The organism is Arthrobacter sp. SDR-2R (assembly GCF_057747955.1).
On sequence record NZ_CM173231.1, the window covers coordinates 540,961 to 561,587 of the forward strand.

20 protein-coding genes are annotated in these 20,627 nt (G+C 68.2%); 18 read left to right on the plus strand and 2 right to left on the minus strand.

Annotation, left to right across the window (positions count from 1 at the left end; genetic code table 11):
* The first annotated feature begins 57 nt into the window (after positions 1–57).
* Positions 58–1,146 carry an ATP-dependent DNA ligase gene (locus AC3ANU_RS02560; RefSeq protein ID WP_018769807.1) on the plus strand — a complete coding sequence of 363 codons (1,089 nt, stop codon included), beginning with the start codon at positions 58–60 and terminating at the stop codon, positions 1,144–1,146.
* A 110-nt stretch (positions 1,147–1,256) separates the two neighbouring features.
* Here the strand turns inward: AC3ANU_RS02560 and AC3ANU_RS02565 are convergent, their stop codons facing one another.
* Positions 1,257–2,576, minus strand: coding sequence for an MFS transporter (locus AC3ANU_RS02565; protein ID WP_018769806.1), 1,320 nt, complete (start codon positions 2,574–2,576; stop codon positions 1,257–1,259).
* A 234-nt stretch (positions 2,577–2,810) separates the two neighbouring features.
* Here AC3ANU_RS02565 and AC3ANU_RS02570 point away from each other — a divergent pair, with 234 nt between their 5' ends.
* The 12 genes from AC3ANU_RS02570 (at position 2,811) to AC3ANU_RS02625 (ending at position 14,198) form a co-directional block, all read left to right on the plus strand.
* Complete coding sequence (locus AC3ANU_RS02570) at positions 2,811–3,677, plus strand: IclR family transcriptional regulator (RefSeq protein ID WP_478222656.1); 867 nt, start codon at positions 2,811–2,813, stop codon at positions 3,675–3,677.
* Between the two features lie 147 nt (positions 3,678–3,824).
* Positions 3,825–4,706: a shikimate dehydrogenase gene (locus AC3ANU_RS02575; protein WP_478222657.1), complete on the plus strand. Its 882-nt coding sequence runs from the start codon at positions 3,825–3,827 to the stop codon at positions 4,704–4,706.
* Positions 4,706–6,577, plus strand: coding sequence for a bifunctional sugar phosphate isomerase/epimerase/4-hydroxyphenylpyruvate dioxygenase family protein (locus tag AC3ANU_RS02580; RefSeq protein WP_478222658.1), 1,872 nt, complete (start codon positions 4,706–4,708; stop codon positions 6,575–6,577). The genes AC3ANU_RS02575 and AC3ANU_RS02580 overlap by 1 nt, the downstream gene beginning before the upstream one ends.
* A gap of 56 nt (positions 6,578–6,633) precedes the next feature.
* Positions 6,634–7,506 carry a protocatechuate 3,4-dioxygenase subunit beta gene (gene pcaH / locus AC3ANU_RS02585; protein ID WP_018769802.1) on the plus strand — a complete coding sequence of 291 codons (873 nt, stop codon included), beginning with the start codon at positions 6,634–6,636 and terminating at the stop codon, positions 7,504–7,506.
* A gap of 4 nt (positions 7,507–7,510) precedes the next feature.
* A complete protein-coding gene (pcaG, locus tag AC3ANU_RS02590) occupies positions 7,511–8,068 on the plus strand; it encodes a protocatechuate 3,4-dioxygenase subunit alpha (RefSeq protein ID WP_018769801.1) in 558 nt (185 codons plus the stop codon).
* On the plus strand, positions 8,065–9,540 hold the full coding sequence (locus AC3ANU_RS02595) for a lyase family protein (protein ID WP_478222659.1): 1,476 nt from the start codon (positions 8,065–8,067) through the stop codon (positions 9,538–9,540). Before pcaG ends, AC3ANU_RS02595 begins: the two co-directional genes overlap by 4 nt.
* Positions 9,533–10,351, plus strand: coding sequence for an alpha/beta fold hydrolase (locus AC3ANU_RS02600; RefSeq protein WP_478222660.1), 819 nt, complete (start codon positions 9,533–9,535; stop codon positions 10,349–10,351). The genes AC3ANU_RS02595 and AC3ANU_RS02600 overlap by 8 nt, the downstream gene beginning before the upstream one ends.
* A complete protein-coding gene (gene pcaC / locus AC3ANU_RS02605) occupies positions 10,348–10,788 on the plus strand; it encodes a 4-carboxymuconolactone decarboxylase (RefSeq protein ID WP_018769798.1) in 441 nt (146 codons plus the stop codon). The genes AC3ANU_RS02600 and pcaC overlap by 4 nt, the downstream gene beginning before the upstream one ends.
* Positions 10,785–11,984, plus strand: a complete 1,200-nt coding sequence (locus AC3ANU_RS02610) for a thiolase family protein (RefSeq protein ID WP_056392422.1) — start codon at positions 10,785–10,787, stop codon at positions 11,982–11,984. The genes pcaC and AC3ANU_RS02610 overlap by 4 nt, the downstream gene beginning before the upstream one ends.
* On the plus strand, positions 11,984–12,685 hold the full coding sequence (locus AC3ANU_RS02615) for a 3-oxoacid CoA-transferase subunit A (RefSeq protein WP_018769796.1): 702 nt from the start codon (positions 11,984–11,986) through the stop codon (positions 12,683–12,685). The genes AC3ANU_RS02610 and AC3ANU_RS02615 overlap by 1 nt, the downstream gene beginning before the upstream one ends.
* 2 nt (positions 12,686–12,687) lie before the next feature.
* Positions 12,688–13,362, plus strand: a complete 675-nt coding sequence (locus AC3ANU_RS02620) for a 3-oxoacid CoA-transferase subunit B (protein WP_056392424.1) — start codon at positions 12,688–12,690, stop codon at positions 13,360–13,362.
* Positions 13,363–13,385: 23 nt separating this feature from the next.
* The gene (locus AC3ANU_RS02625) at positions 13,386–14,198 is read left to right on the plus strand and encodes an IclR family transcriptional regulator domain-containing protein (protein WP_056392426.1); all 813 of its coding nucleotides are present in this window, start codon (positions 13,386–13,388) and stop codon (positions 14,196–14,198) included.
* Between the two features lie 162 nt (positions 14,199–14,360).
* Here AC3ANU_RS02625 and AC3ANU_RS02630 read toward each other — a convergent pair whose 3' ends face one another.
* Positions 14,361–15,698 (minus strand): MFS transporter, encoded by a 1,338-nt coding sequence (locus AC3ANU_RS02630; protein WP_056392427.1) that lies wholly within the window; start codon positions 15,696–15,698, stop codon positions 14,361–14,363.
* 138 nt (positions 15,699–15,836) lie between these two features.
* Between AC3ANU_RS02630 and AC3ANU_RS02635 the strand changes: the two genes are divergently transcribed.
* From AC3ANU_RS02635 to AC3ANU_RS02655, 5 genes are all read left to right on the plus strand, one after another.
* On the plus strand, positions 15,837–16,661 hold the full coding sequence (locus tag AC3ANU_RS02635) for a shikimate dehydrogenase family protein (protein ID WP_478222661.1): 825 nt from the start codon (positions 15,837–15,839) through the stop codon (positions 16,659–16,661).
* Between the two features lie 117 nt (positions 16,662–16,778).
* Entirely contained in the window at positions 16,779–17,561 is a 783-nt protein-coding gene (locus tag AC3ANU_RS02640; protein ID WP_018769790.1) for an IclR family transcriptional regulator domain-containing protein, read from the plus strand.
* Positions 17,562–17,722: 161 nt separating this feature from the next.
* Entirely contained in the window at positions 17,723–18,934 is a 1,212-nt protein-coding gene (locus AC3ANU_RS02645; protein ID WP_478222662.1) for a Re/Si-specific NAD(P)(+) transhydrogenase subunit alpha, read from the plus strand.
* On the plus strand, positions 18,934–19,257 hold the full coding sequence (locus AC3ANU_RS02650; protein WP_223993130.1) for an NAD(P) transhydrogenase subunit alpha part 2: 324 nt from the start codon (positions 18,934–18,936) through the stop codon (positions 19,255–19,257). The genes AC3ANU_RS02645 and AC3ANU_RS02650 overlap by 1 nt, the downstream gene beginning before the upstream one ends.
* A complete protein-coding gene (locus AC3ANU_RS02655) occupies positions 19,254–20,627 on the plus strand; it encodes an NAD(P)(+) transhydrogenase (Re/Si-specific) subunit beta (RefSeq protein ID WP_018769787.1) in 1,374 nt (457 codons plus the stop codon). Before AC3ANU_RS02650 ends, AC3ANU_RS02655 begins: the two co-directional genes overlap by 4 nt.

Below are 20,627 nucleotides of genomic sequence, written 5' to 3' on the forward strand. Positions count from 1 at the left end.
ACTCCGCCGCCGCGCCGCCCTACCGTGCAGGGCGCTGGCCGGGCAAGAATGGGCACTATGGAACTTCCCGTGATGCCGCCCGTCCCGCCCATGCTCGCCAAGGCCGTCAGCGGCATTGACGGCATTCCAGGAAGCGCGGACCTCAGCTACGAGCCAAAATGGGACGGCTTCAGGTCCATCATCTTCCGCGACGGTGATGACCTGGAGATCGGCAGCCGCAACGAGAAGCCCATGACCCGCTACTTCCCGGAGCTCGTTGCGGCACTGAAGGAAAACCTGCCGCCGCGCTGCGTGGTGGACGGCGAGATCATCCTTATCGGTGCGTCCGGCGACCGGCTGGATTTCGACACCCTGCAGCAGCGCATCCACCCCGCGGCCAGCCGGGTGAAGCTGCTGGCCCAACAAACCCCGGCGAGCTTCGTGGCGTTCGACCTGCTGGCGCTGGACGACGACGACTACACCGGCAGGCCTTTTTCTGAGCGGCGGGCCGCGCTGGAGAAGGCGCTCGCGGCCAGCAGCGCCCCGGTCCATCTCACAGCTGCCACCACGGACAAAGCCACGGCCGCGCAGTGGTTCGAACAGTTCGAGGGCGCCGGGCTGGACGGCATCGTGGCCAAGCGGCTGGACGGCCGGTACGAGCCGGACAAGCGGGTGATGTTCAAGGTCAAGCACGAGCGCACGGCCGACTGCGTGGTGGCAGGATACCGCCTCCACAAGAGCGGTCCCGATGCTATCGGGTCCCTCCTGCTGGGCCTCTACAAGGACGACGGCGGCCTGGCGAGCGTGGGCGTGATCGGCGCCTTCCCCATGAAGCGCCGCAAGGAACTGTTCGAAGAACTCCAGCCGCTGGTGACCGGCTTCGAGGGCCACCCGTGGGCGTGGGGCAAGCAGGAAGAAGGGGAACGGACGCCGCGGAACGCCGAAGGCAGCAGGTGGAGCGCCGGGAAGGACCTGTCCTTCGTCCCACTGCGGCCCGAACTGGTGGTGGAGGTCCGCTACGACCACATGGAGGGCGACAGGTTCCGCCACACGGCCCAGTTCAACCGCTGGCGCCCGGACCGGGACCCGGAGTCCTGCACCTACGAGCAGTTGGAGGAACCGGTCAATTTTGACCTGGCCTCGGTGCTGGAGACCGGGCGGGGGTAAGTGCCCTGCGGGACGCTTCCGAAGCAGCCCATCTTTCACGAAGGAAAGCCCGCCATTTGGGGGAATGGCGGGCTTTCCGGCTCTAAACCGGGCTGGTGTGACGTCGGCGCCTACTTCACGCCCAGCAGGTTGGTGGGGGTCCGGAAGGACTCCTTGGCCGTGAGTGCCGAGACGGCGGCGATGGCGCAGATGATGGCGGTGAAGATGCTGATCTGGACCCAGCCGCCCGCCTGGATGCCGCCCATGGCAGCCACAATGGCCGGGGCGAAGCCAGCCATCAGGAACCCGAGCTGGGTGCCGATGGCCAGGCCGGAGAAACGGACCTTGGTGCTGAACATCTCGGCGTAGAAGGACGGCCACACGGCGTTGGAGGCGGCGTAGCCGAAGGAGAAGAAACCGATGGCTGCAACGAACATCAACGGGATGCTGTGGGATTCCAGGCTGAGCAGGAACAGCGGGGTGAGGATTGCGCTGGCCACGGCGCCGTAAATGAAGACGGGCTTGCGGCCGATCCTGTCAGCGAGCTTCCCGAAGAGCGGCTGGGTGCCCAGGGCCACCAGGTTGGCCCCGACGACGAGCCACAGGGTGGTGGTGCCGTCCACTCCGGCCACGGTCTTGGCGTAGCTGATGGCCAGGGTGCCGAAGACGGTGGAGACGGCGGCAATGAAGGCGCAGGCGACAACACGCAGGACGTCGCGCCAGTGGCCCTTGAGGAGGTCGGCCACCGGGAGCTTGGAGATCTGGGCGTTCTTCTGCGCTTCCTCGAAGGCCGGCGGCTCGTGCAGCGTGCGGCGGATGAAGAAGGCAACCATGACCACGACGGCGCTGAGCCAGAACGGGACGCGCCAGCCGATGCCGTACTTGATCTCATCCGGCAGGGCCAGGACGGGGATGAAGACCAGGGCGGCGAGGATCTGGCCGCCCTGGGTACCGGTGAGGGTCCAGGACGTAAAGAAGGAACGCTGGTTGTCCGGAGCGTGCTCCAGGGTCATGGACGAGGCGCCGGCCTGCTCACCGGCGGCGGAGAGGCCCTGGCACAGGCGGGCCAGCACCAGCAGGACCGGGGCCCACCAGCCGACCGTGTGGAAGTCGGGGAGGCAGCCGATCACGAACGTCGACGCGCCCATGAGCAGCAGGGTAAACATCAGGACCTTCCGGCGGCCCACCCGGTCGCCGAAGTGGCCCAGGATGATGGCGCCCACGGGACGTGCCACGTAGGCGAAGCCGAAGGTGGCGAAGGACATGATGGCAGCGTTGGTGTCTGCATCGGGGAAGAAGACCTTGGGGAAGATCAGCGCCGCAGCGGATCCGAAGATGAAGAAGTCGTAGTATTCGACGGCGCTGCCCAGGAAGCTGGCGAGGGCTGCTTTCCTGGGCGTCCCGGCACGGGTGAGGGCACCCGCCCCGGCGGACGGAAGTGTCTGGCTCATGGTGTTCCTTTGGTGTGACGACATTGTCGCGGATGGATCTGGAGGTCGCAGCCGCCGCTGCCTTGGTACGGGCGGGGCGCGATGCGGCTGGAGTCCGGAAGAAGACCCGGCGTCAGTAGCCACATGGTGGGAGCTACTTGTGCGATATAGAAACTATGACTGTGAGGGCAGTCACCTGTCAAGAAAATAATCACCATCTAGAAATAGCTCTCACATTGTGGCAACATGTTTGCCATGAGTGTGAACCAAACCACAGCGGTCAATGAAGAATCCGCTGCTGCCCCTGCCGCCACGGAGCCCGTGAACACCATGCCCCCGGAGGCGAAGGTTGGCGCGCGTCCTGCGGAACGCACGGACATGGTGGGCAAGGCCCTGGGCCTGCTTGTCCTCCTGGGGGACGAACCCCGCGGTGCCAGCGCCGCGGAAATTTCCCGCCGCGCGGAACTGCCGTTCAGCACAACCTACCGGCTGCTCGGATCCCTGACCCGTGACGGCTTTGTTGACTACGAGCCGGACGGCCGCCGCTACCACCTGGGCCTGCGCATCTTCCAGCTGGGCCAGCGGGTCTCCAACCACCACGGTTTCGCGGGCACTGCCATGCCCATCCTGCGCCGGGTGACCGAGCAGACCGGGGAAGCCACCATCCTCAGCGTCCGCGACGGCCTGCACCACCTCACCGTCAGCAAGGTGGACGGGCCGCAGATCTTCCGCGTCACCAGCGATCCGGGCCACCTGGGCTCCTTGTCCACCACTGCCGTCGGCAAGGCCCTGGTGGCATTCGCCGAGGATGCGGAACGGGAGCGGCTGCTCGCGGAACTCCCGCTCGAGGCGCTCACCGCCCGCTCCATCACCGACCGGGACGCGTTCCGGGCGGAAATCGAGGAGGTGCGCCGCCGCGGCTACGCGGTCATGGATGAGGAGAACGAGGCCGGCATGCGTGCCGTGGCGGTGCCCCTGCTCAACAGCCAGGGTCACGCCTTTGCCTCCCTGGCGACGGCCGTTCCGGTCTTCCGCCTGAGCCTCGAGGAGCTGGAGGCCCACGTCCCCGTCCTGGTCGATGCGGCAGCCGAGTTGGCTGCACGCCTTCCGCAGCGCGGCTAAGGCGCCTGTGCCGTTACTCAAAATATTTAGTTCGTATCTCGAACAGTAGTGCGAGAAGTGAACAAATGCTGTACTGTAATCCCTATCACCGGCGCAGCCCATCCCCGCATGGACACTGCCGGTGCCGTTACCAAAGGAGCTGCACGGATGAGTATTCGAACTGAGTCCTACCTCGTGGGACTGGTTGGAGACGGTGTCACGCCGTCGCTCACGCCGCCCATGCACGAACGGGAAGGTGACGTGCAGGGCCTGCGTTACCTCTACCGCCCCATCGACCTCCTGGAGCTGGGCCTGGCGGGCGAGTCCGTCGGCAGCATCCTGCAGAGCGCCCGGACGCTGGGCTTCAATGGGTTGAACATCACCCATCCCTGCAAGCAGCTGGTCCTGGAGCACCTTGACGAAATCTCCCCGGACGCCCGCCGCCTGGGCGCCGTCAACACCGTGGTGATCCGGGACGGCCGCTTCATCGGCTACAACACCGACTTCTCCGGCTTCGCCGCGGCACTGGCTTCCGGCCTCCCCGGGGCGTCGCTGGACCGCGTGGTCCAGCTCGGTGCCGGCGGTGCCGGATCTGCCGTCGCCTACGCCCTGCTGACCGCCGGCGTCAGGACCCTGCACCTGGTGGACGTGGACCCGGGACGCTCGGCAGCCCGGGCCGCCGAGCTCCAGGGCTTCTTCCCGGACAGCACCGTCACGGCAGGTACGACGGCGGAGCTGCCGCAGCTGATGCGCGTGGCCGACGGCCTGGTGCACTGCACCCCCGTGGGGATGGCCGCCCACCCCGGCGTGCCGCTGGACCTGGACCTGCTGGAGTCCCGGCACTGGGTGGCGGATATCGTCTACCGCCCCATCGACACGGAACTGGTCCGCGGCGCCCGGGCCAAGGGCTGCGACGTCCTGGACGGCGGCCGGATGGCCGTGGGCCAGGCCGCGGACGCGTTCCGGATCTTCACCGGCCTGGACGCGGACCCGGACCGCATGCGCGCCCACTTCCTGGAGCTCGTGGCAGCGGAAGAGGTGGCTGCCTGATGCGCACCGGAATCGCCACTGTCTGCCTGTCCGGAACCCTCAAAGAGAAGATGCAGGCCTGCGCCATCGCAGGCTTCGACGGCATCGAGATCTTCGAGCAGGACCTGGTGACGTCCCCGCTGAGTCCCGAGGACGTCCGCAAGCTGGCCGCCGACCTGGGCCTTGGCCTGGATCTTTACCAGCCCTTCCGGGATTTCGACGGCGTCAGCCCGGACCTGCTGAAGGCCAACCTCCGCCGGGCCGAGGCCAAGTTCCGGCTCATGGCCCGCCTGGGCATGGACACCATCCTGGTCTGCTCCAACGTTGCCACCGCCACCATCGACGACGACGGCCTCCGCGCCGAGCAGCTGGCACAGCTTGCCAACCTGGCCGGCGACCACGGCGTCAAGGTGGCCTATGAAGCGCTTGCGTGGGGCAAGTACGTCAACGACTACGAGCATGCCTACCGGCTGGTGGAGATGGTTGACCATCCCAATCTGGGCACCTGCCTGGACTCCTTCCACATCCTGTCGCGGGACTGGGAAACCGCCCACATTGAGGCATTCAACCCGGAGAAGATCTTCTTCGTCCAGGTTGCGGACGCCCCCAAGCTCTCCATGGATGTGCTGTCCTGGAGCCGGCACTACCGGGTGTTCCCGGGCGAGGGCCAGTTTGAGCTGGCCAAGTTCATGGGCCACGTGGTCCGGGCCGGGTACACCGGACCCGTCTCGCTGGAAGTCTTCAATGACGTTTTCCGCCAGTCGGACGTGGAGCGGACGGCCGTGGATGCCATGCGGTCGCTCATCTGGCTTGAAGAACAGAGCGCCAAATGGCTGGCCGGTACCGAAGCCGCACCAGGCAACGGAGCAGCGCTCCGCCGTCGTTACCCCATGGAACTTGCCACCCTGCCCAAGGTGAACGAACCCGCGGGCTTCAACTTTGCCGAGGTCAAGGCGGACGACACCGCGCAGCTGGAGAAACTCCTGGGCCAGCTGGGCTTCGCCTTCGAGGGCAGGCACCGCACCAAGGACGTCCAGCTGTGGACCATGGGCCAGGCCCGGGTGATCATCAACGAACAGGCGGCCCGGCATGCCGAGCCGGCCATTGCCGCACTGGGGTTCGACGTCGATTCCCCCGTGATTGCCTCGGCGCGCGCCCAGCAGCTCAAGGCCCCCGTGGTGGCCCGCAAGGTGCAGGCCGACGAGGAAGTCTTCCAGGGCATCTCCGCGCCCGATTCCACCGAGATCTTTCTCTGCCAGGGCAGCCCGGACGGCACGGCGGCGTGGACCCACGAGTTCGGGGAGGGGCTGGAGCACCCGTCCACCGGAGCCAGTGCCGTGATCGACCACGTCAACCTTGCCCAGCCGTGGCAGCACTTCGACGAAGCTGTCCTCTTCTACACCAGCGCCCTGGCCCTGGAGCCGCAGCCGTTCGCGGAGGTGCCAAGCCCCAGCGGGCTGGTGCGCTCGCAGGTCATGCAGACCTCCGACGGCGCGGTGCGGCTGGTGCTCAACCTCGCCCCCATCCAGCAGGCACGGAGCGAGGTCCGCAAGACCTACCAGGAGCACATCGCCTTTGCCGTGGACGACCTCGTGGCCACAGCCCGGGCAGCCCGGGAACGGGGCCTGGAATTCCTGCAGATCCCGGCCAACTACTACGAGGACCTGGACGCCCGGTTCGACCTGGAGCCTGGGTTCCTGGCCACCCTGCAGGAGCTGAACCTGCTGTTCGACCGCGACGCCGACGGCGAATTCCTGCACTTCTACACCGCCACCGTGGGCAGCGTGTTCTTCGAAATGGTGGAACGCCGCGGCGGTTACGACGGCTACGGCGCCCCCAATGCTCCGGTGCGCCACGCCGTCCAGTACGACTCGCTGCACCGCACGCCTTAGACCGCACCACACAACCCCGGACGCAAGAAACCGAACAGATCAGAAAGGAGCCAGCCATGCCGGAAGACATCACCGCCGAGCTGGAGTCGGAGGAACTCGTGCCCCCGGCCGAACCGAAGGCTGCCCACCAGCCCCTGGACAAGGCCATCGAGTCACAGGCGGACCTCAGCGCAGAGATCAACGCCATCGGCGAGGCCTACCAGCGGGCATTGAAGGACGGCGCCCAGCCGGAAACCCAGCCGCGGCTGGACTACCCGCCGTACCGCAGCAGCATCCTGCGCCACCCCACCAAGAGCCTGCACCACGCGGATCCGGAGACCATCGAGCTGTACTCGCCGGCGTTCGGGCACCAGGACGTGCACGCCCTGGAGTCCGACCTGACCATCCAGCACAACGGCGAACCGCTGGGCGAGCGGATTATCGTCGCCGGCAAGGTCCTGGACGGCGACGGCCGCCCTGTGGCCGGCCAGCTGGTGGAAATCTGGCAGGCGAACTCGTCCGGCCGCTACATCCACAAGCGCGACCAGCACCCCGCCCCGATCGACCCCAACTTCACCGGCATCGGCCGCTGCATCACCGGCCCGGACGGCTCCTACCGGTTCATCACCATCAAGCCCGGCGCCTACCCCTGGAAGAACCACCTGAACGCGTGGCGACCCGCCCACATCCACTTTTCGCTGTTCGGCACGGAGTTCACCCAGCGCATCATCACCCAGATGTACTTCCCGGGCGACCAGCTCTTCCCGCTGGACCCCATCTACCAGACCATCGTGGACCAGGACGCCCGCGACCGCCTGGTGGCCACCTACGACCACAGCCTCACCGAGCCCGAGTGGGCCCTGGGCTACAACTGGGACATCGTCCTGACCGGGCCCAAGCGGACCTGGACCGAAAACGAGGCGCTCGGCGCAGAAGGTGACGAGGAGTAGGAAAATGAGCACCAAACTTGTTCCCACCCCGGGCCAGACCGTTGGCCCCTTCTATGGCTATGCGCTTCCGTTCGAGAAGGACAACGAGCTGCTGCCTCCCGGCTTCCCGGGCTCCATCCGCCTGCAGGGCACCGTCTACGACGGCGCCGGCCACACGATCCCGGACGCCATCCTGGAAATCTGGCAGCCGGACGCCGACGGCAGGGTTGTCCAGCGCACCGGCTCCCTGGTCCGCGACGGCTACACCTTCACCGGGTGGGGCCGCGGCGCCGTGGGCAACTCCGGCGTTTTCACGTTCACCACGGTCAACCCCGGCCCCACCAAACCGGGCGCGGCGCCGTTCATCTCCGTGGCGCTCTTTGCCCGCGGCCTGACCAACCGGCTGTTCACCCGCATCTACCTGCCTGAGGACGCCGAGGCGCTGGCCAACGACCCCCTGCTCAGCTCGCTGGATCCGGAGCGCCGCAAGACGCTCATCGCCCGCCGCGACCCTGACGGCGGCCTCACCTGGGACATCCGCCTCCAGGGTGAGGGCGAGACGGTCTTCCTGGACTTCCAGTGACCAACGCCGCCCCGGGAGATCTGCGCGCCTTCGCGGAAGAGGCCGACGCCGGCCTGCTCAGTCCCGTATCAGCGTCACCGTTGGTGGCGGCGCTGACGGGGGACCGGGCAGTGCTGGCGGCGATCCTCGCCGTCGAATCGGGCTGGGCAGCCGTGCTGCAACGGGCCGGCCTGGCACCTGCCGGTTCTGCCGCCGTCGTGGCTTCCGCTGCCGAGGCAGGGCGATACGACCTCGCCGACATCGCGCTGCGTGCCCAGGGCGGCGGCAACCCGGTCATTCCGCTGCTGGCGGACCTCCGGAAGAAGGTGGCCGCGCTGGACAGCGCCGGGATCGGTGCCGGGAAGGCCGTGCATACCTCCCTGACCAGCCAGGACGTGCTGGACACCGCCCTCATGCTGGTGGCCCGCAACACCGTCCACGCCGTGCTGGCCGACCTCAAAGGCACCGCCGCGGCGCTGGCCGCCCTGGCGGGGCAACATGCGCAGACACTGTGCGTGGGCCGGAGCCTGACGCAGCATTCGCTTCCCTATACCTTCGGGCTCCGGGCCGCGCAGTGGTTCCAGGGCGTGGCCGCCGCGGGCCGGCAGCTGCAAGGCCTGGAGTTCCCGGTCCAGTTCGGCGGGGCTGCGGGAACGCTCGCCGCCGGAACCGTGCTGACCGACGGATCCACTGCCACCCCGTTTACCCTGGCCGATGCCCTGGCCGCCCAGCTGGGCCTGGCCCCCGCGGCGGCTCCCTGGCACACCAACCGGCTGGCCATCACGTCCCTTGGGCATGGGCTGGCTGCGGTTTTGGATGCGTTCGGAAAGATCGCCGCGGACGTCCTGTTCCTGAGCAGGCCCGAGGTGGCCGAGCTTGCCGAGCCACGCGCTCCCGGGCGCGGGGTTTCCTCTGCCATGCCGCAAAAGCAGAACCCGGTCCTGTCCGTCCTGGTCCGCAGCGCCGCACTGCAGGCGCCCGGCCTGGCTGCCCAGCTGCACCTGGCCGCCGCCACCTTCAACGACGAACGCCCGGACGGCGCCTGGCACATCGAATGGCCGGCACTCCGCCAGCTCCTGGCGCTCACGCTCGGCGCTGCCGGACATATCCGTGAGCTCGCCGAAGGACTCCAGGTGTTCCCCGATGCCATGCGCCGCAACCTGGACCTGTCCGGGCCGCTGCTGCTGGCAGAAGGCGTCAGCGCGGCCGTGGCGCCCCTCCTGGACGGGAAGGACGGCCGCACCGGCAAGCAGCAGCTGCAGGACGTGGTGGACCAGACCCTTCAAGCACCGCCTTCCGACCAGGCCGCCACCTACCGGAAGCTGCTCCGCGAGGCCGTCCCTGCCGCCGTCGTTCCCGACCAGCGGCTGGAGGAGCTCCTGGACCCCGGCAGCTACCTGGGCCAGGCGGCCCAGATCTCCCGCCGCATCCTGGCGGCGTTCCCCGACTTTGATTCCCAGACCACCGACGCGAACGGAGCTTCCCGTGGCTAAGCCAACCCTGAAGGCAGCGCTGCTGTCCCCCCAGCGACCCCTTGGCGACCACCCCCTGCTGGTGGCGGGCCCATCCCTGGGCACCTCCTCCATCCTGTGGAACAGGGTGGCCACCCTGCTCGGCAATGACTACGACGTGGTCGCCTGGGACCTGCCCGGCCACGGCGTCTCTCCGGCAGCCACCGAAACCTTCGACGTCGCAGCCCTCGCGGACGCCGTGGTGGACCTGGTGGATTCCATCGCCCCCGGTGAAACATTCCACTACGCCGGCGTTTCACTGGGCGGCGCCGTGGGCCTGCAGCTGGGCATCAAGCACGGCGAGCGGCTCAAGAGCCTCTCCATCCAGAACAGCGGGGCGAAGATCGGCACCCCGGAGGGCTGGCTGGAACGGGCCGAAACGGTCCGCACCCAGGGCACACCCGTGATGATCCAGGGCTCGGCGCAGCGCTGGTTCGCGCCGGGCTACATGGACCGGGAACCCGAGTTCAGCAGCCGGCTCCTGCACGCCCTGCGCGACGCCGACCGTTTCAGCTACGCCTTCTGCTGCGAGGCCCTGGCCTCCTTCGACGTCCGCAGCCAGCTGGGCAGCATCCGCGTCCCCACCCAGGTCATCGCCGGCGCGGTGGACGGCGTGGCCACGCCGGCCATGGCTGACGAGGTGGCAGCCGGCATCACCGCCGGGGGCGGCACCGCCACTGCCGTCACGCTGGAAGGCGTGGCGCACCTGGCACCGGCCGAGGCTCCCGCGCATGTTGCCGATCTCATGCGCAGCCTGATCAGCTGGACCGAATCCCAAGGAGCAGCCAAGTGAGCGGAAATGAGCGGCACGGCGTGGTCCAGCCCGGCGCCACCAGCCAGGAGATTTACGACGGCGGCATGGTGGTCCGGCGCGAAGTCCTGGGGGACGCGCACGTGGACCGGGCCAACGCCAACAAGGATGAGTTCACCGAGGACTTCCAGGACATGATCACCCGGATCGCCTGGGGTGGTATCTGGACCCGCCCGGGGCTCCCGCGCCAGATGCGCTCCGCCGTCACCATCACTGCCATGGTGGCGCACGGGCACTGGGAAGAGCTGGCCATGCATATCCGCGCCGCCCTCCGGAACGGCCTGAGCAGGGACGAGATCAAGGAGATCCTGCTCCAGACCGCCATCTACTGCGGCGTCCCCTCCGCCAACACCGCCTTCAAGACAGCACAGCAGGTGTTCCACGACATGGACAACACCGGAACGGATAAAACCCCATGAACCAGGCATTTGTGTACGACGCCGTGCGCACCCCCTTTGGCAAGTTCGGTTCCGGCCTCGCCGGCGTCCGGCCGGATGACCTTGCCGCGCACGTTATCAGCGAGTCCGTGAAGCGGGCACCCGGGCTTGATCCCGAGCGGATCGATGAGGTGGTGTTCGGCAACGCCAACGGCGCGGGCGAGGAAAACCGCAACATCGCGCGGATGGGAACCCTTCTGGCCGGGCTGCCGGTGTCCATCCCGGGCACCACGGTCAACCGGCTCTGCGGCTCGTCCCTGGACGCGGCGATCATCGCGTCGCGGCAGGTCAACGCCGGCGACGCCGACCTGGTGCTGGTGGGCGGGGCCGAGTCGATGTCCCGTGCCCCGTGGGTGCTGCCCAAGACGGAGAAGCCCTACCCGGCCGGGGACATGACCCTGGCCTCCACCACCCTGGGCTGGCGGCTGGTGAACAAGGCCATGCCCAAGGATTGGACCATCTCCCTGGGCGAGGCCACCGAGCGGCTGCGCGAGAAGTACAACGTGACCCGCGAGGCGCAGGACGAGTTCGCCGCGGCCTCCCACAACCTCTCCGCCGCCGCCTGGGATGAAGGGTTCTACGACAACCTGGTCGCCCCGGTGCCCGGGACGGACCTGGTCCGCGACGAAGGCATCCGTGCCGGATCGTCGGCGGAGAAGCTGGCCGGGCTGAAGACCGTGTTCCGGACCGAGAACGGCACGGTGACCGCCGGGAACGCATCCCCGCTGTCCGACGGCGCCTCCGCGGCGTGGATCGGATCCGAGGCGGCCGCCGGGCTGCTGGGGCTGGATCCGCTGGCCCGGATCGCCGGCCGCGGCGCGCACGCGAATGATCCGCAGTACTTCGGGTACGCACCGGTGGAGGCGGCGAACAAGGCCCTCGCGAAGGCGGGCATCGGCTGGGACCAGGTGGGCGCCGTCGAACTTAACGAAGCGTTCGCCGCGCAGTCCCTGGCCTGCATCAACGCCTGGGGCATCGATCCCTCGATCGTGAACCGGCATGGCGGGGCCATCGCGATGGGCCATCCGCTGGGTGCCTCCGGCACCCGGATCCTGGGCACCCTGGCCCGGTCCCTGCAGGCCTCCGGCGAACGCTGGGGCGTCGCGGCCATCTGCATCGGCGTGGGCCAGGGCCTGGCCGTGGTACTCGAGAACGTCACCGCTGGAAAGGACCAGTAATGCTGACTTTTGTTGACACCGTCCAGGAGGCCGTGGCCGGCATCAAGGACGGCTCCACCGTGATGATCGGCGGATTCGGCAACGCCGGCCAGCCGTTCGAACTGATCGACGCGCTGCTGGACTGCGGCGCCACGGACCTGACCGTGGTGAACAACAACGCCGGGCAGGGCGACCAGGGCCTGGCCCTGCTCATCAAGGAAGGCCGGGTGCGGAAGATGATCTGCTCCTTCCCGCGGCAGTCCGATTCCTGGCACTTCGACGCCAAGTACAAGGCCGGCGAGATCGAGCTGGAACTGGTGCCGCAGGGCAACCTGGCCGAACGGATCCGTGCCGCCGGGGCAGGCATCGGCGGGTTCTTCACCCCCACCGGATACGGCACCATGCTGGCCGAGGGCAAGGAAACGCGGATCATTGACGGCCGCGGCCAGGTCTTTGAAACCCCCATCCACGCCGACGTCGCCCTGATCAAGGCACTGAAGGCGGACGGCAAGGGCAACCTGGTCTACCGCAAGACGGCCCGGAACTTCGGCCCCATCATGGCTGCCGCCGCGAAGCAGAGCATCGTGCAGGTCTCCGAGATCGTGCCCACGGGGGCGCTGGACCCGGAAAACGTGGTCACCCCCGGCATTTACGTCAACACGGTTGTCCGCGTCCCGGCCTCAGACCGCAGCGCAACCGGCACCAGCGGAAAGGTGGCCTGACCTTGACCACTGCAACATCACTCCAGACCTCCGCCACGCCCCTGGGCCGGGATGACCTCGCCCGGCTCGTGGCCCGCGACATCGCCCCGGGCTCGTTCGTGAACCTCGGGATCGGCCAGCCCACCCTGGTGTCCAACTACCTCACCGAGGACCAGAACATCACCCTCCACACCGAGAACGGCATGCTGGGCATGGGCCCCGAAGCCAAGGGCGACGAGATCGATGAGGACCTGATCAATGCCGGCAAGATTCCCGTGACCGAACTCCCGGGCGCTTCCTACTTCCACCACGCCGACTCCTTCGCCATCATGCGCGGCGGGCACCTGGACATCTGCGTACTGGGCGCCTTCCAGGTCTCGGCCACCGGTGACCTGGCCAACTGGCACACCGGCGCACCCGGGGCGATTCCCGCCGTCGGAGGTGCCATGGACCTGGCCACCGGCGCCAAGGACGTCTTCGTCATGATGACCCTCCTGACCCGCGACGGCGCCTCCAAGATCGTCGAGGCCTGCACCTACCCGGTCACCGGCGTCAACTGCGTCACCCGCGTCTACACGGACAAGGCCGTCTTCCTCACCGGTCCCAACGGTGTCACCGTCCGCGAGACTTTTGGCTGCACCCTCGAGGAACTCCAGGAACTCATCCCCGTCCCGCTCAAGGCCGCCTCGGCCGGCTAAGGACGGCCCTAGGATTGGTTACCATGACCGACGCCGCAGGTACCGATATCCAGCCAACCCCGCAGGCCGGCGACCAGTACGTCCAGTCGCTGGCCCGCGGGCTGGCGGTGATCCGCGCCTTCGACGCCGACCGGCCGGTCATGACGCTCACCGAGGTGGCGGGCCGCACGGGCCTGACCCGTGCCACGGCACGCCGGTTCCTGCATACCCTGGTGGAGCTGGGGTACGTGCGCACCGACGGCAAGACCTTCGCGCTGACGGCCAAAGTCCTCCAGCTGGGCTACGCCTACCTCTCCGGGCTGTCGCTGCCCCAACTGGCCCAGCCGCACCTGGAGGAACTGTCCCTCAAACTCGGCGAATCGACGTCGGCCGCCGTGCTGGACGGCACCGACATCGCCTACATTGCCCGCGTCACCACGCGCCGCATCATGACCATCGGGATCACCGTGGGCACCCGGTTCCCCGCCTACGCCACCTCCATGGGCCGGGTCCTGCTGGCCCACCTGCCGGCGTCGGACCTCAAGGCCTATCTCGCCGCGGCCGACATCAAGCCCCTGACCCCCCGCGCCCTCGGGTCCGTCCAGGAACTGTTGGCCGTCCTGGAAACGGTCCGTGCACAGGGCTGGTGCCTGCTGGACCAGGAACTGGAGCTGGGCCTGATGTCCGTTGCCGCTCCTGTGTACGACGGACCCAAGGTGGTGGCCGCGGTGAACGTCTCCCTGCAGGCCCAGTCCGTGGAGGCCAAACCGGACCGGGAAGCCTACCTGGCCTCGGTGGCGCAGGAGATCATGGCCACCGCGAAACTCATCTCCGCGGACCTGACCGCCCGCGGTTAGCAATACCACCCCAGCCGTGCGTCCACTCCTGGCCTGAGTGCGCCGGGACTGTTCCTGCGCACTCAACCAGGGCCTCGCCGCGCCGCCAGGTTAAGCAAGAGGACGACGGCGGGTGCTTCCCGCCGTCGTCCTCTTCTGTTCGTTATGGGGCTGTGAATGCCCCTACCGGACGGGGTTGCCCAGCTCCCGCAGCGGCGTCTTGGCGGTCTCGCGCGCCCACCAGGCGCCGGCCACGGCGAGGATCGACGAGCCCGCCACGATCCAGGCTGCCGGTCCCCAGTTCGCCTTGTCGGCGCCCACCAGGGCGGTGCCGAGCAGCGGGGTGAAACCGGCGCACAGGATGCCGATCTGGAGCCCGATGGCCATGCCGGAGTAGCGGACCTTGACGTTGAAGAGCTCGGAGAACCAGGCCGGGTAGATCGCGTTGGACATGGCATAGGTGCCGGCGGTGATCAGCGTGCTGGTCAGGAAGATCATGGGGATGTTGCCGGTGGCGATCACCGAGAAATACACGAAGATCATGATGCCGGAGCCCAGGACGCCGATGATGAAGATGGGCCGGCGGCCGAACGTGTCCGACAGGCGCGCGGTCAGGGGCTGGGTGAAGACGGCAAGGATGTTGCCCACGATGCTGACCCACAGCATGGTGGAAGCGGGAACGCCGACGGACACGGCGTAGGCCAGGCCGAATGACTGCATGAACGTGTTGGTGACCGTTTCGAAGGACATGAGCGCCACCTGGAAGAACTGCGCCGGGTGGGTCTGGAACATCTTGGCGAACGGAAGCTTCACCAGTTCACCGTGCTCCTGCTTTTCCTCGAAGACCTCAGGTTCGGCCAGTGACCGGCGGACCAGGTAGGCGACGATGAGCACGATCAGGGAGAGCCAGAACGGGATCCGCCAGCCCCAGGCGAGGCGGTCGGCCTCGCTCATGGCAGCCACGGGCAGGAAGGCCAGGGATGCCATGACGATGCCCGCGGAAATGCCGCTCATGGCAAAGCTGGCGAAGAAGCCGCGCCGGCCCTCGGGAGCCTCTTCCGTGGAGAGGGCGGAGGCGCCGGCCGTCTCGGCGCCGGCGGAGAGGCCCTGCATCAGGCGGAGCAGGACCAGCAGCGCGGGTGCCCAGTAGCCGGCGGTGTTGAAGTCCGGCAGGGCGCCGATGAGGAACGTTGCGCTGCCCATGAGCACCAGGGTGAGCACGAGCGTATTCTTCCGGCCGATCTTGTCACCAAGGTGGCCGAACACCACGGCGCCGAAGGGCCGGGCCACGTATGCCACGCCGAACGTGGCGAAGGAGGCCAGCAAGGCAACCGTGGGGTCGCCCGCCGGGAAGAAGATCTTCGAGAAGACGAGGGAAGCGGCAGTGGCGTAGATGAAGAAGTCGTAGTACTCCAGGGCGCCGCCGAGGAATGCGGCCAGCGCTGCCTTCTTGGCGCGCTTTAGCCGGCGTTGTGCCTCAGGCGTCGGCTTGGCCTGGGCTCCTGCTGCGATGTCGGTCATGTCCGGGTTTTCCTTCCACGCTGAAGGCGGGGGATCTGTTCTACTTGTACGCATTGCGAACATATGTGCGTAATGCGCCTAGAAAGAGGATACTAGTCGGTGACGCCAATCACAACGCCGACGGAAAGGTGCTTCACGATGGAACCCTCCCGCTTAGTCCTGATCGGATCAGCAGCTTCCAAGGCCATGTCCCCGCACCTCTGGAATCCTGTTTTCCAGGAACTCGGCCTTGGATGGACCTACGATGCCTGGGATGTGCCGGCCGGCGGCGACCTCGACGAGGTCCGCAGGCGGCTCCTGGCGCCCGGCATCGTGGCGGCCAACGTGACCATGCCGCACAAGCACTGGGCGGCGGAAACAGCGGACGAGGCAACAGACCCGGTCCTGTTGAGCGGTGCCTGCAACCTCCTGGTTCGAAAGGGCACACGGCTGGTGGGGCACAACACCGATATATCCGCCGTGACCGCGCTGCTGGGCGGCCAGTACCAACGGCACGCCCTCCTCCTGGGCGCCGGTGGAGCGGCAAGGGCCGCGATGATCGCCCTGGAGGGGCATCTGGGGACCGTTTCCATCACTGACCGCGACCCGCACGCCGCGGCGGAATTGCTGGATCTTGCCCGGGAACGCGGCATGGACGCCCGGACGGTCTCCTGGCAGCAGGGGCAGGAGCTGTCCGCCGATGCCTCCCTGATCGTGAATGCCACTCCCATCGGCAAAAGCATGTCTGACGGTCCGGCATGGGGCGACGGCCCACTCGCCCCTGACGCCGTCCTCTATGACTTCGTGTATGCCCGCCACACCACTGCAAGCGTGGCCCGGGCGCGTGGCCTGGGAGTCCGGTGCATCGATGGCTGGGAGCACCTGCGGGAACAGGCGGTGGCCATGGTGCCGCTCCTGGGGCTCGACGGGCAGTCCGGGAGGCTGCTCAAGGAAACGCTGGAACGCATCCGGGCCGCCTCCTGACCAGCGGGCCGCCCCCCGCACTCCAGTGCCCACCGGGCCGATATGATCGGACAGGCGCTGAAGCCCGGCGGACCCTATGCCGGGGCGCCGACCGTCGGGAGAGGAACCGCAACGTTCATGGAGGAGCAGCCAGCCTACTTTGTGAAGTCGGTTGAGAAGGCCTTCGACGTGCTGCTCGCCTTTTCCCCCGACCAGCCACGGCTCACTGTTTCCCAGGTTGCTGCCCGGACCGACATGACCCGCGCCTCCGCGCGCCGGTTCCTCCTGACCCTGGCAGATCTTGGCTACCTCCGCGCCGAGGGCCAGGCCTTTGAACTGACCGCCCGTTCCCTGGACATCGGTCGGGCCTACCTGGCCGGCCTTACGCTGCCCGGGGTGGCCCAGCCGCACCTCAAGGAACTGGCGGAGGACCTGAACGAGACCACGGCCTTGTGCATCCTCGACGGCGGCGACGTGGTTTACGTTGCCTGCGTGCCGTCGCCGCGGCTGTTGAGCGTCTCCATTACCGTGGGGACCCGGTTTCCGGCCTGGGCGACGTCAATGGGCCGGGTGCTCCTCGCCGGAATGCCCCCGGCGCAGCTCGAGGAGTATCTCCGCACGGTCCAGCTGCACCGCTACACCGACCGCTCCATCAGCAGCATTGACGACCTGCGTTCCGAAGTGGAGCTGGCGCGTAAAAGGGGCTGGTCCATGGTTTCCCAGGAGCTCGAGGAAGGCCTGCGCGGCGTGGCCGTGCCGGTGCGGCGGGGGAACGAGGTGGTGGCTGCGGCGAATGTTTCACTGCAGACGCATCGGGCGGCCGCCCAGGACATTGAAGCGTCAGTCCTTCCCCCGTTGATGGAGACCGCGCGGCGGATCGCACTCGATTACGGCGGCCCTGGCCCAACCACCCGCGGCTGACCCTCCCTCCCGCGGTGGACCGCGCTCAAGGCCGCTTGCCATGTAACTGTTTCCACACAAGCACAGCGCACCACTCCCGCCGCAGCTGAACGGGCCATAGACTCTAGCCAACTGCGTGCAGCAGAGCCGCTGCATCGCTTGTCAGGAGGAGGGGTCGGCGGGTGAAACTGGGCATACCGCGGGAACGCCGGGAGGGCGAGCGTCGTGTGGCCGCCACGCCGGATACCGTCAGGCAGCTGGCCGGGATGGGGCTGGAGGTCCTGGTGGAGACCGGGGCGGGGGACGGCGCCGGGCACGCTGACCAGGCATACCAAAACGCCGGCGCCGCCGTCGTCCCGGAACTCAACACCACGGCCCTCGACATCCTGGCGCATGTCCGCCCCCTTGACCCGCACACCGCCGCGTCCCTGAAAAGGGGAGCCGTCACCGTGGGGCTCGCGTCGCCGTCGTCCGAGCTGCCGGCAGTGCAGGCGCTCGCGGACAACGGGGTGACCTCCTTCGCCCTTGAACTGGTGCCCCGCATTTCCCGTGCCCAGTCCATGGACGCCCTCAGCTCGCAGGCGCTGGTGGCCGGCTACCGCTGCGTGCTGGAGGCTGCCATCCGGCTGCCCCGCTTCTTCCCGCTCTACATGACGGCCGCGGGAACCATTCCGCCCGCCAGGGTCCTGGTCCTCGGAGCCGGGGTGGCGGGGCTGCAGGCCATCGGCACGGCCAAGCGCCTGGGCGCCCGGGTTTTCGCCAACGACATCCGTCCGGCTTCCGCGGACGAGGTTGCCTCCATGGGCGGCACCTTCATCCGGCTGGACCTGGAGACGGCGGAGGCGGCCGGCGGCTACGCCCGGCAGCTGAGCTCCGATGCCGGCACACGGCAGCGGCAGCTGCTGGCGCCGCACGTGGCTCAGTCGGACGTGCTGATTACGACGGCGGCAGTCCCCGGGCGCCCCGCACCCCTCCTGGTGACGCGCGGGATGGTGCAGGGCATGCGGCCCGGGTCGGTGGTGATTGATCTCGCCGCGGAGTCCGGCGGCAACGTGGAGGGTTCGGTACCGGGCCAGGACATCCCCATCCCCACCGCCGATGGAATGGGGCACGTCACCCTGGTGGGCCTGAAGGACCCGGCCTCGGCGATGGCGTCGGACGCCTCCCGTCTTTACGCCAAGAACGTGGCCAACCTGCTGGCCCTGCTGGTGCGCCCGGATGACGCCGGTGCCGGCGGGCTCACCCTGGATTTCGACGACGAAGTGGTGGCCGGTGCCTGCCTCACCCACGACGGCGTGGTGCGGCACCAGCCCACGGCGGAGCTGCTGGCCGCCCGCGCACGTGCTGCCGCAGAGCCGGCCACGGCCGCGGCCCGGCAGGAAGGAACGCTCTGATGGACGGAACAGCCCTGCTGACCATTACGGTACTGGCGGTGTTCGTCGGCTTCGAAGTGGTGTCCAAGGTCTCCAGCACCCTGCACACGCCGCTGATGTCCGGTGCCAACGCCATCCACGGCATCATCCTTGTCGGTGCCATCATTGTGGCCGGCCAGGCAGCAGACCCATGGGTCCTGGCGGTGGCGCTGCTCGCCGTTGTCCTTGCCACCGCCAACCTGGTGGGCGGGTTCGTGGTGACGGACCGGATGCTGCACATGTTCCATGCCAGGAAGGACGCAGCCCCAAAAGGTGCCGTGCAGCCTGAAACGGGCAGCAAATGAGCCTCCTCGACCCCATCGGGACCTCCCTGCTCTACCTCGTCGCGGCGGTCTGCTTCATCCTGGCCCTGCGCGGGCTCAGTTCCCCGCGGACCGCGCGCCGCGGAAACCTGGTGGGCGCACTCGGTGCGCTGATCGCCGTCGTCACGGTGTTCCTGTCCGCCCGGCTGGAGAACATCCCCTGGATCCTGGCCGCCATCGCGGTGGGCAGCGTGGTGGCGGCACCCGTGGCCCGGCGCGTGAAGATGACGCAGATGCCCCAGCTGGTGGCGCTGTTCAACGGCGTGGGCGGCGGCGCGGCTGCCTTGGTGGCCCTCCTGGAACTGGGCCATGCCGGCAATCCCTGGGTCCGCGTGGCCATCGTGTTCACGCTCCTGGTGGGTGCCGTTTCCTTCGCCGGTTCCGGCGTCACCTTCGCCAAGCTGCAGGAACTGATGACCACCCGGCCCGTGGTTTTCCCGGGCCTCCCGGTGGTGATGGCCGTGGTCCTGCTCGCCGCAGTGGCCGCCGGCGTGGCCGTGGTGCTCACCGCCTCGCTGCCCCTTGCGGTCCTGCTGTTGCTGCTGGGCCTTGCCGCCGGCGTCCTGCTGGTGCTGCCAGTAGGCGGCGCCGACGTGCCAATCGTCATCTCGCTGCTGAACGCCTTCACCGGCCTGGCCGTCGCGGCGTCCGGCCTGGTGCTGGGCAACGTCCTGCTGGTGGTGGCCGGGACCTTGGTGGGGGCTTCGGGCACCATCCTCACCCGGGCCATGGCCGCCGCCATGGGCCGGAGCGTGGCGGGCATCCTGTTCGGGGCTTTCAGGGGAGGTTCGACGGCGGGGTCCACCGCCGTGAGCGAGCGTCCGGTCCGTTCGTCCTCGGCCGAGGACGTGGCGGTCCTTTTGGGGTACGCCCAGCGGGTGATCATCGTCCCCGGCTACGGCCTGGCCGTGGCGCAGGGCCAACATACGGCCGCCGAGCTGGCCCTGGCCCTGGAGGCCCGAGGCATCGAAGTGGATTTTGCCATCCATCCCGTGGCCGGCCGGATGCCCGGACACATGAACGTGCTCCTGGCCGAGGCCAACGTCCCGTACGAGTCGCTCAAGGAGATGGGCGAGATCAACCCGCAGTTCAAGACGACGGACGTGGCCCTGGTGGTGGGCGCCAACGACGTGGTGAACCCCGCCGCCAAGACTTCGTCCGGCTCACCGATCTACGGCATGCCCATCCTTGAAGTGGCGGAGGCGCGGCAGGTGGTGTTCCTCAAGCGGTCCATGCGCCCGGGATTCGCCGGCATCGAGAACGACCTGCTGTATGAACCCCAGACATCGCTGCTGTTCGGCGACGCCAAGGACTCCCTGGCCCAGGTGCTGGGCGCGGTCAAGGCCCTGTAG

Coding starts and splice junctions, on each gene's coding strand:
- AC3ANU_RS02575 (WP_478222657.1), top strand. CDS start 3,825: ATGAGTATTCGAACTGAGTCCTACCTCGTGGGACTGGTTGGAGACGGT.
- AC3ANU_RS02580 (WP_478222658.1), top strand. CDS start 4,706: ATGCGCACCGGAATCGCCACTGTCTGCCTGTCCGGAACCCTCAAAGAG.
- AC3ANU_RS02640 (WP_018769790.1), top strand. CDS start 16,779: ATGGAGGAGCAGCCAGCCTACTTTGTGAAGTCGGTTGAGAAGGCCTTC.
- AC3ANU_RS02630 (WP_056392427.1), bottom strand. CDS start 15,698: ATGACCGACATCGCAGCAGGAGCCCAGGCCAAGCCGACGCCTGAGGCA.
- AC3ANU_RS02625 (WP_056392426.1), top strand. CDS start 13,386: ATGACCGACGCCGCAGGTACCGATATCCAGCCAACCCCGCAGGCCGGC.
- AC3ANU_RS02635 (WP_478222661.1), top strand. CDS start 15,837: ATGGAACCCTCCCGCTTAGTCCTGATCGGATCAGCAGCTTCCAAGGCC.
- AC3ANU_RS02565 (WP_018769806.1), bottom strand. CDS start 2,576: ATGAGCCAGACACTTCCGTCCGCCGGGGCGGGTGCCCTCACCCGTGCC.
- pcaH (WP_018769802.1), top strand. CDS start 6,634: ATGCCGGAAGACATCACCGCCGAGCTGGAGTCGGAGGAACTCGTGCCC.
- pcaG (WP_018769801.1), top strand. CDS start 7,511: ATGAGCACCAAACTTGTTCCCACCCCGGGCCAGACCGTTGGCCCCTTC.
- AC3ANU_RS02570 (WP_478222656.1), top strand. CDS start 2,811: ATGAGTGTGAACCAAACCACAGCGGTCAATGAAGAATCCGCTGCTGCC.
- AC3ANU_RS02650 (WP_223993130.1), top strand. CDS start 18,934: ATGGACGGAACAGCCCTGCTGACCATTACGGTACTGGCGGTGTTCGTC.
- AC3ANU_RS02655 (WP_018769787.1), top strand. CDS start 19,254: ATGAGCCTCCTCGACCCCATCGGGACCTCCCTGCTCTACCTCGTCGCG.
- AC3ANU_RS02560 (WP_018769807.1), top strand. CDS start 58: ATGGAACTTCCCGTGATGCCGCCCGTCCCGCCCATGCTCGCCAAGGCC.
- AC3ANU_RS02610 (WP_056392422.1), top strand. CDS start 10,785: ATGAACCAGGCATTTGTGTACGACGCCGTGCGCACCCCCTTTGGCAAG.
- AC3ANU_RS02615 (WP_018769796.1), top strand. CDS start 11,984: ATGCTGACTTTTGTTGACACCGTCCAGGAGGCCGTGGCCGGCATCAAG.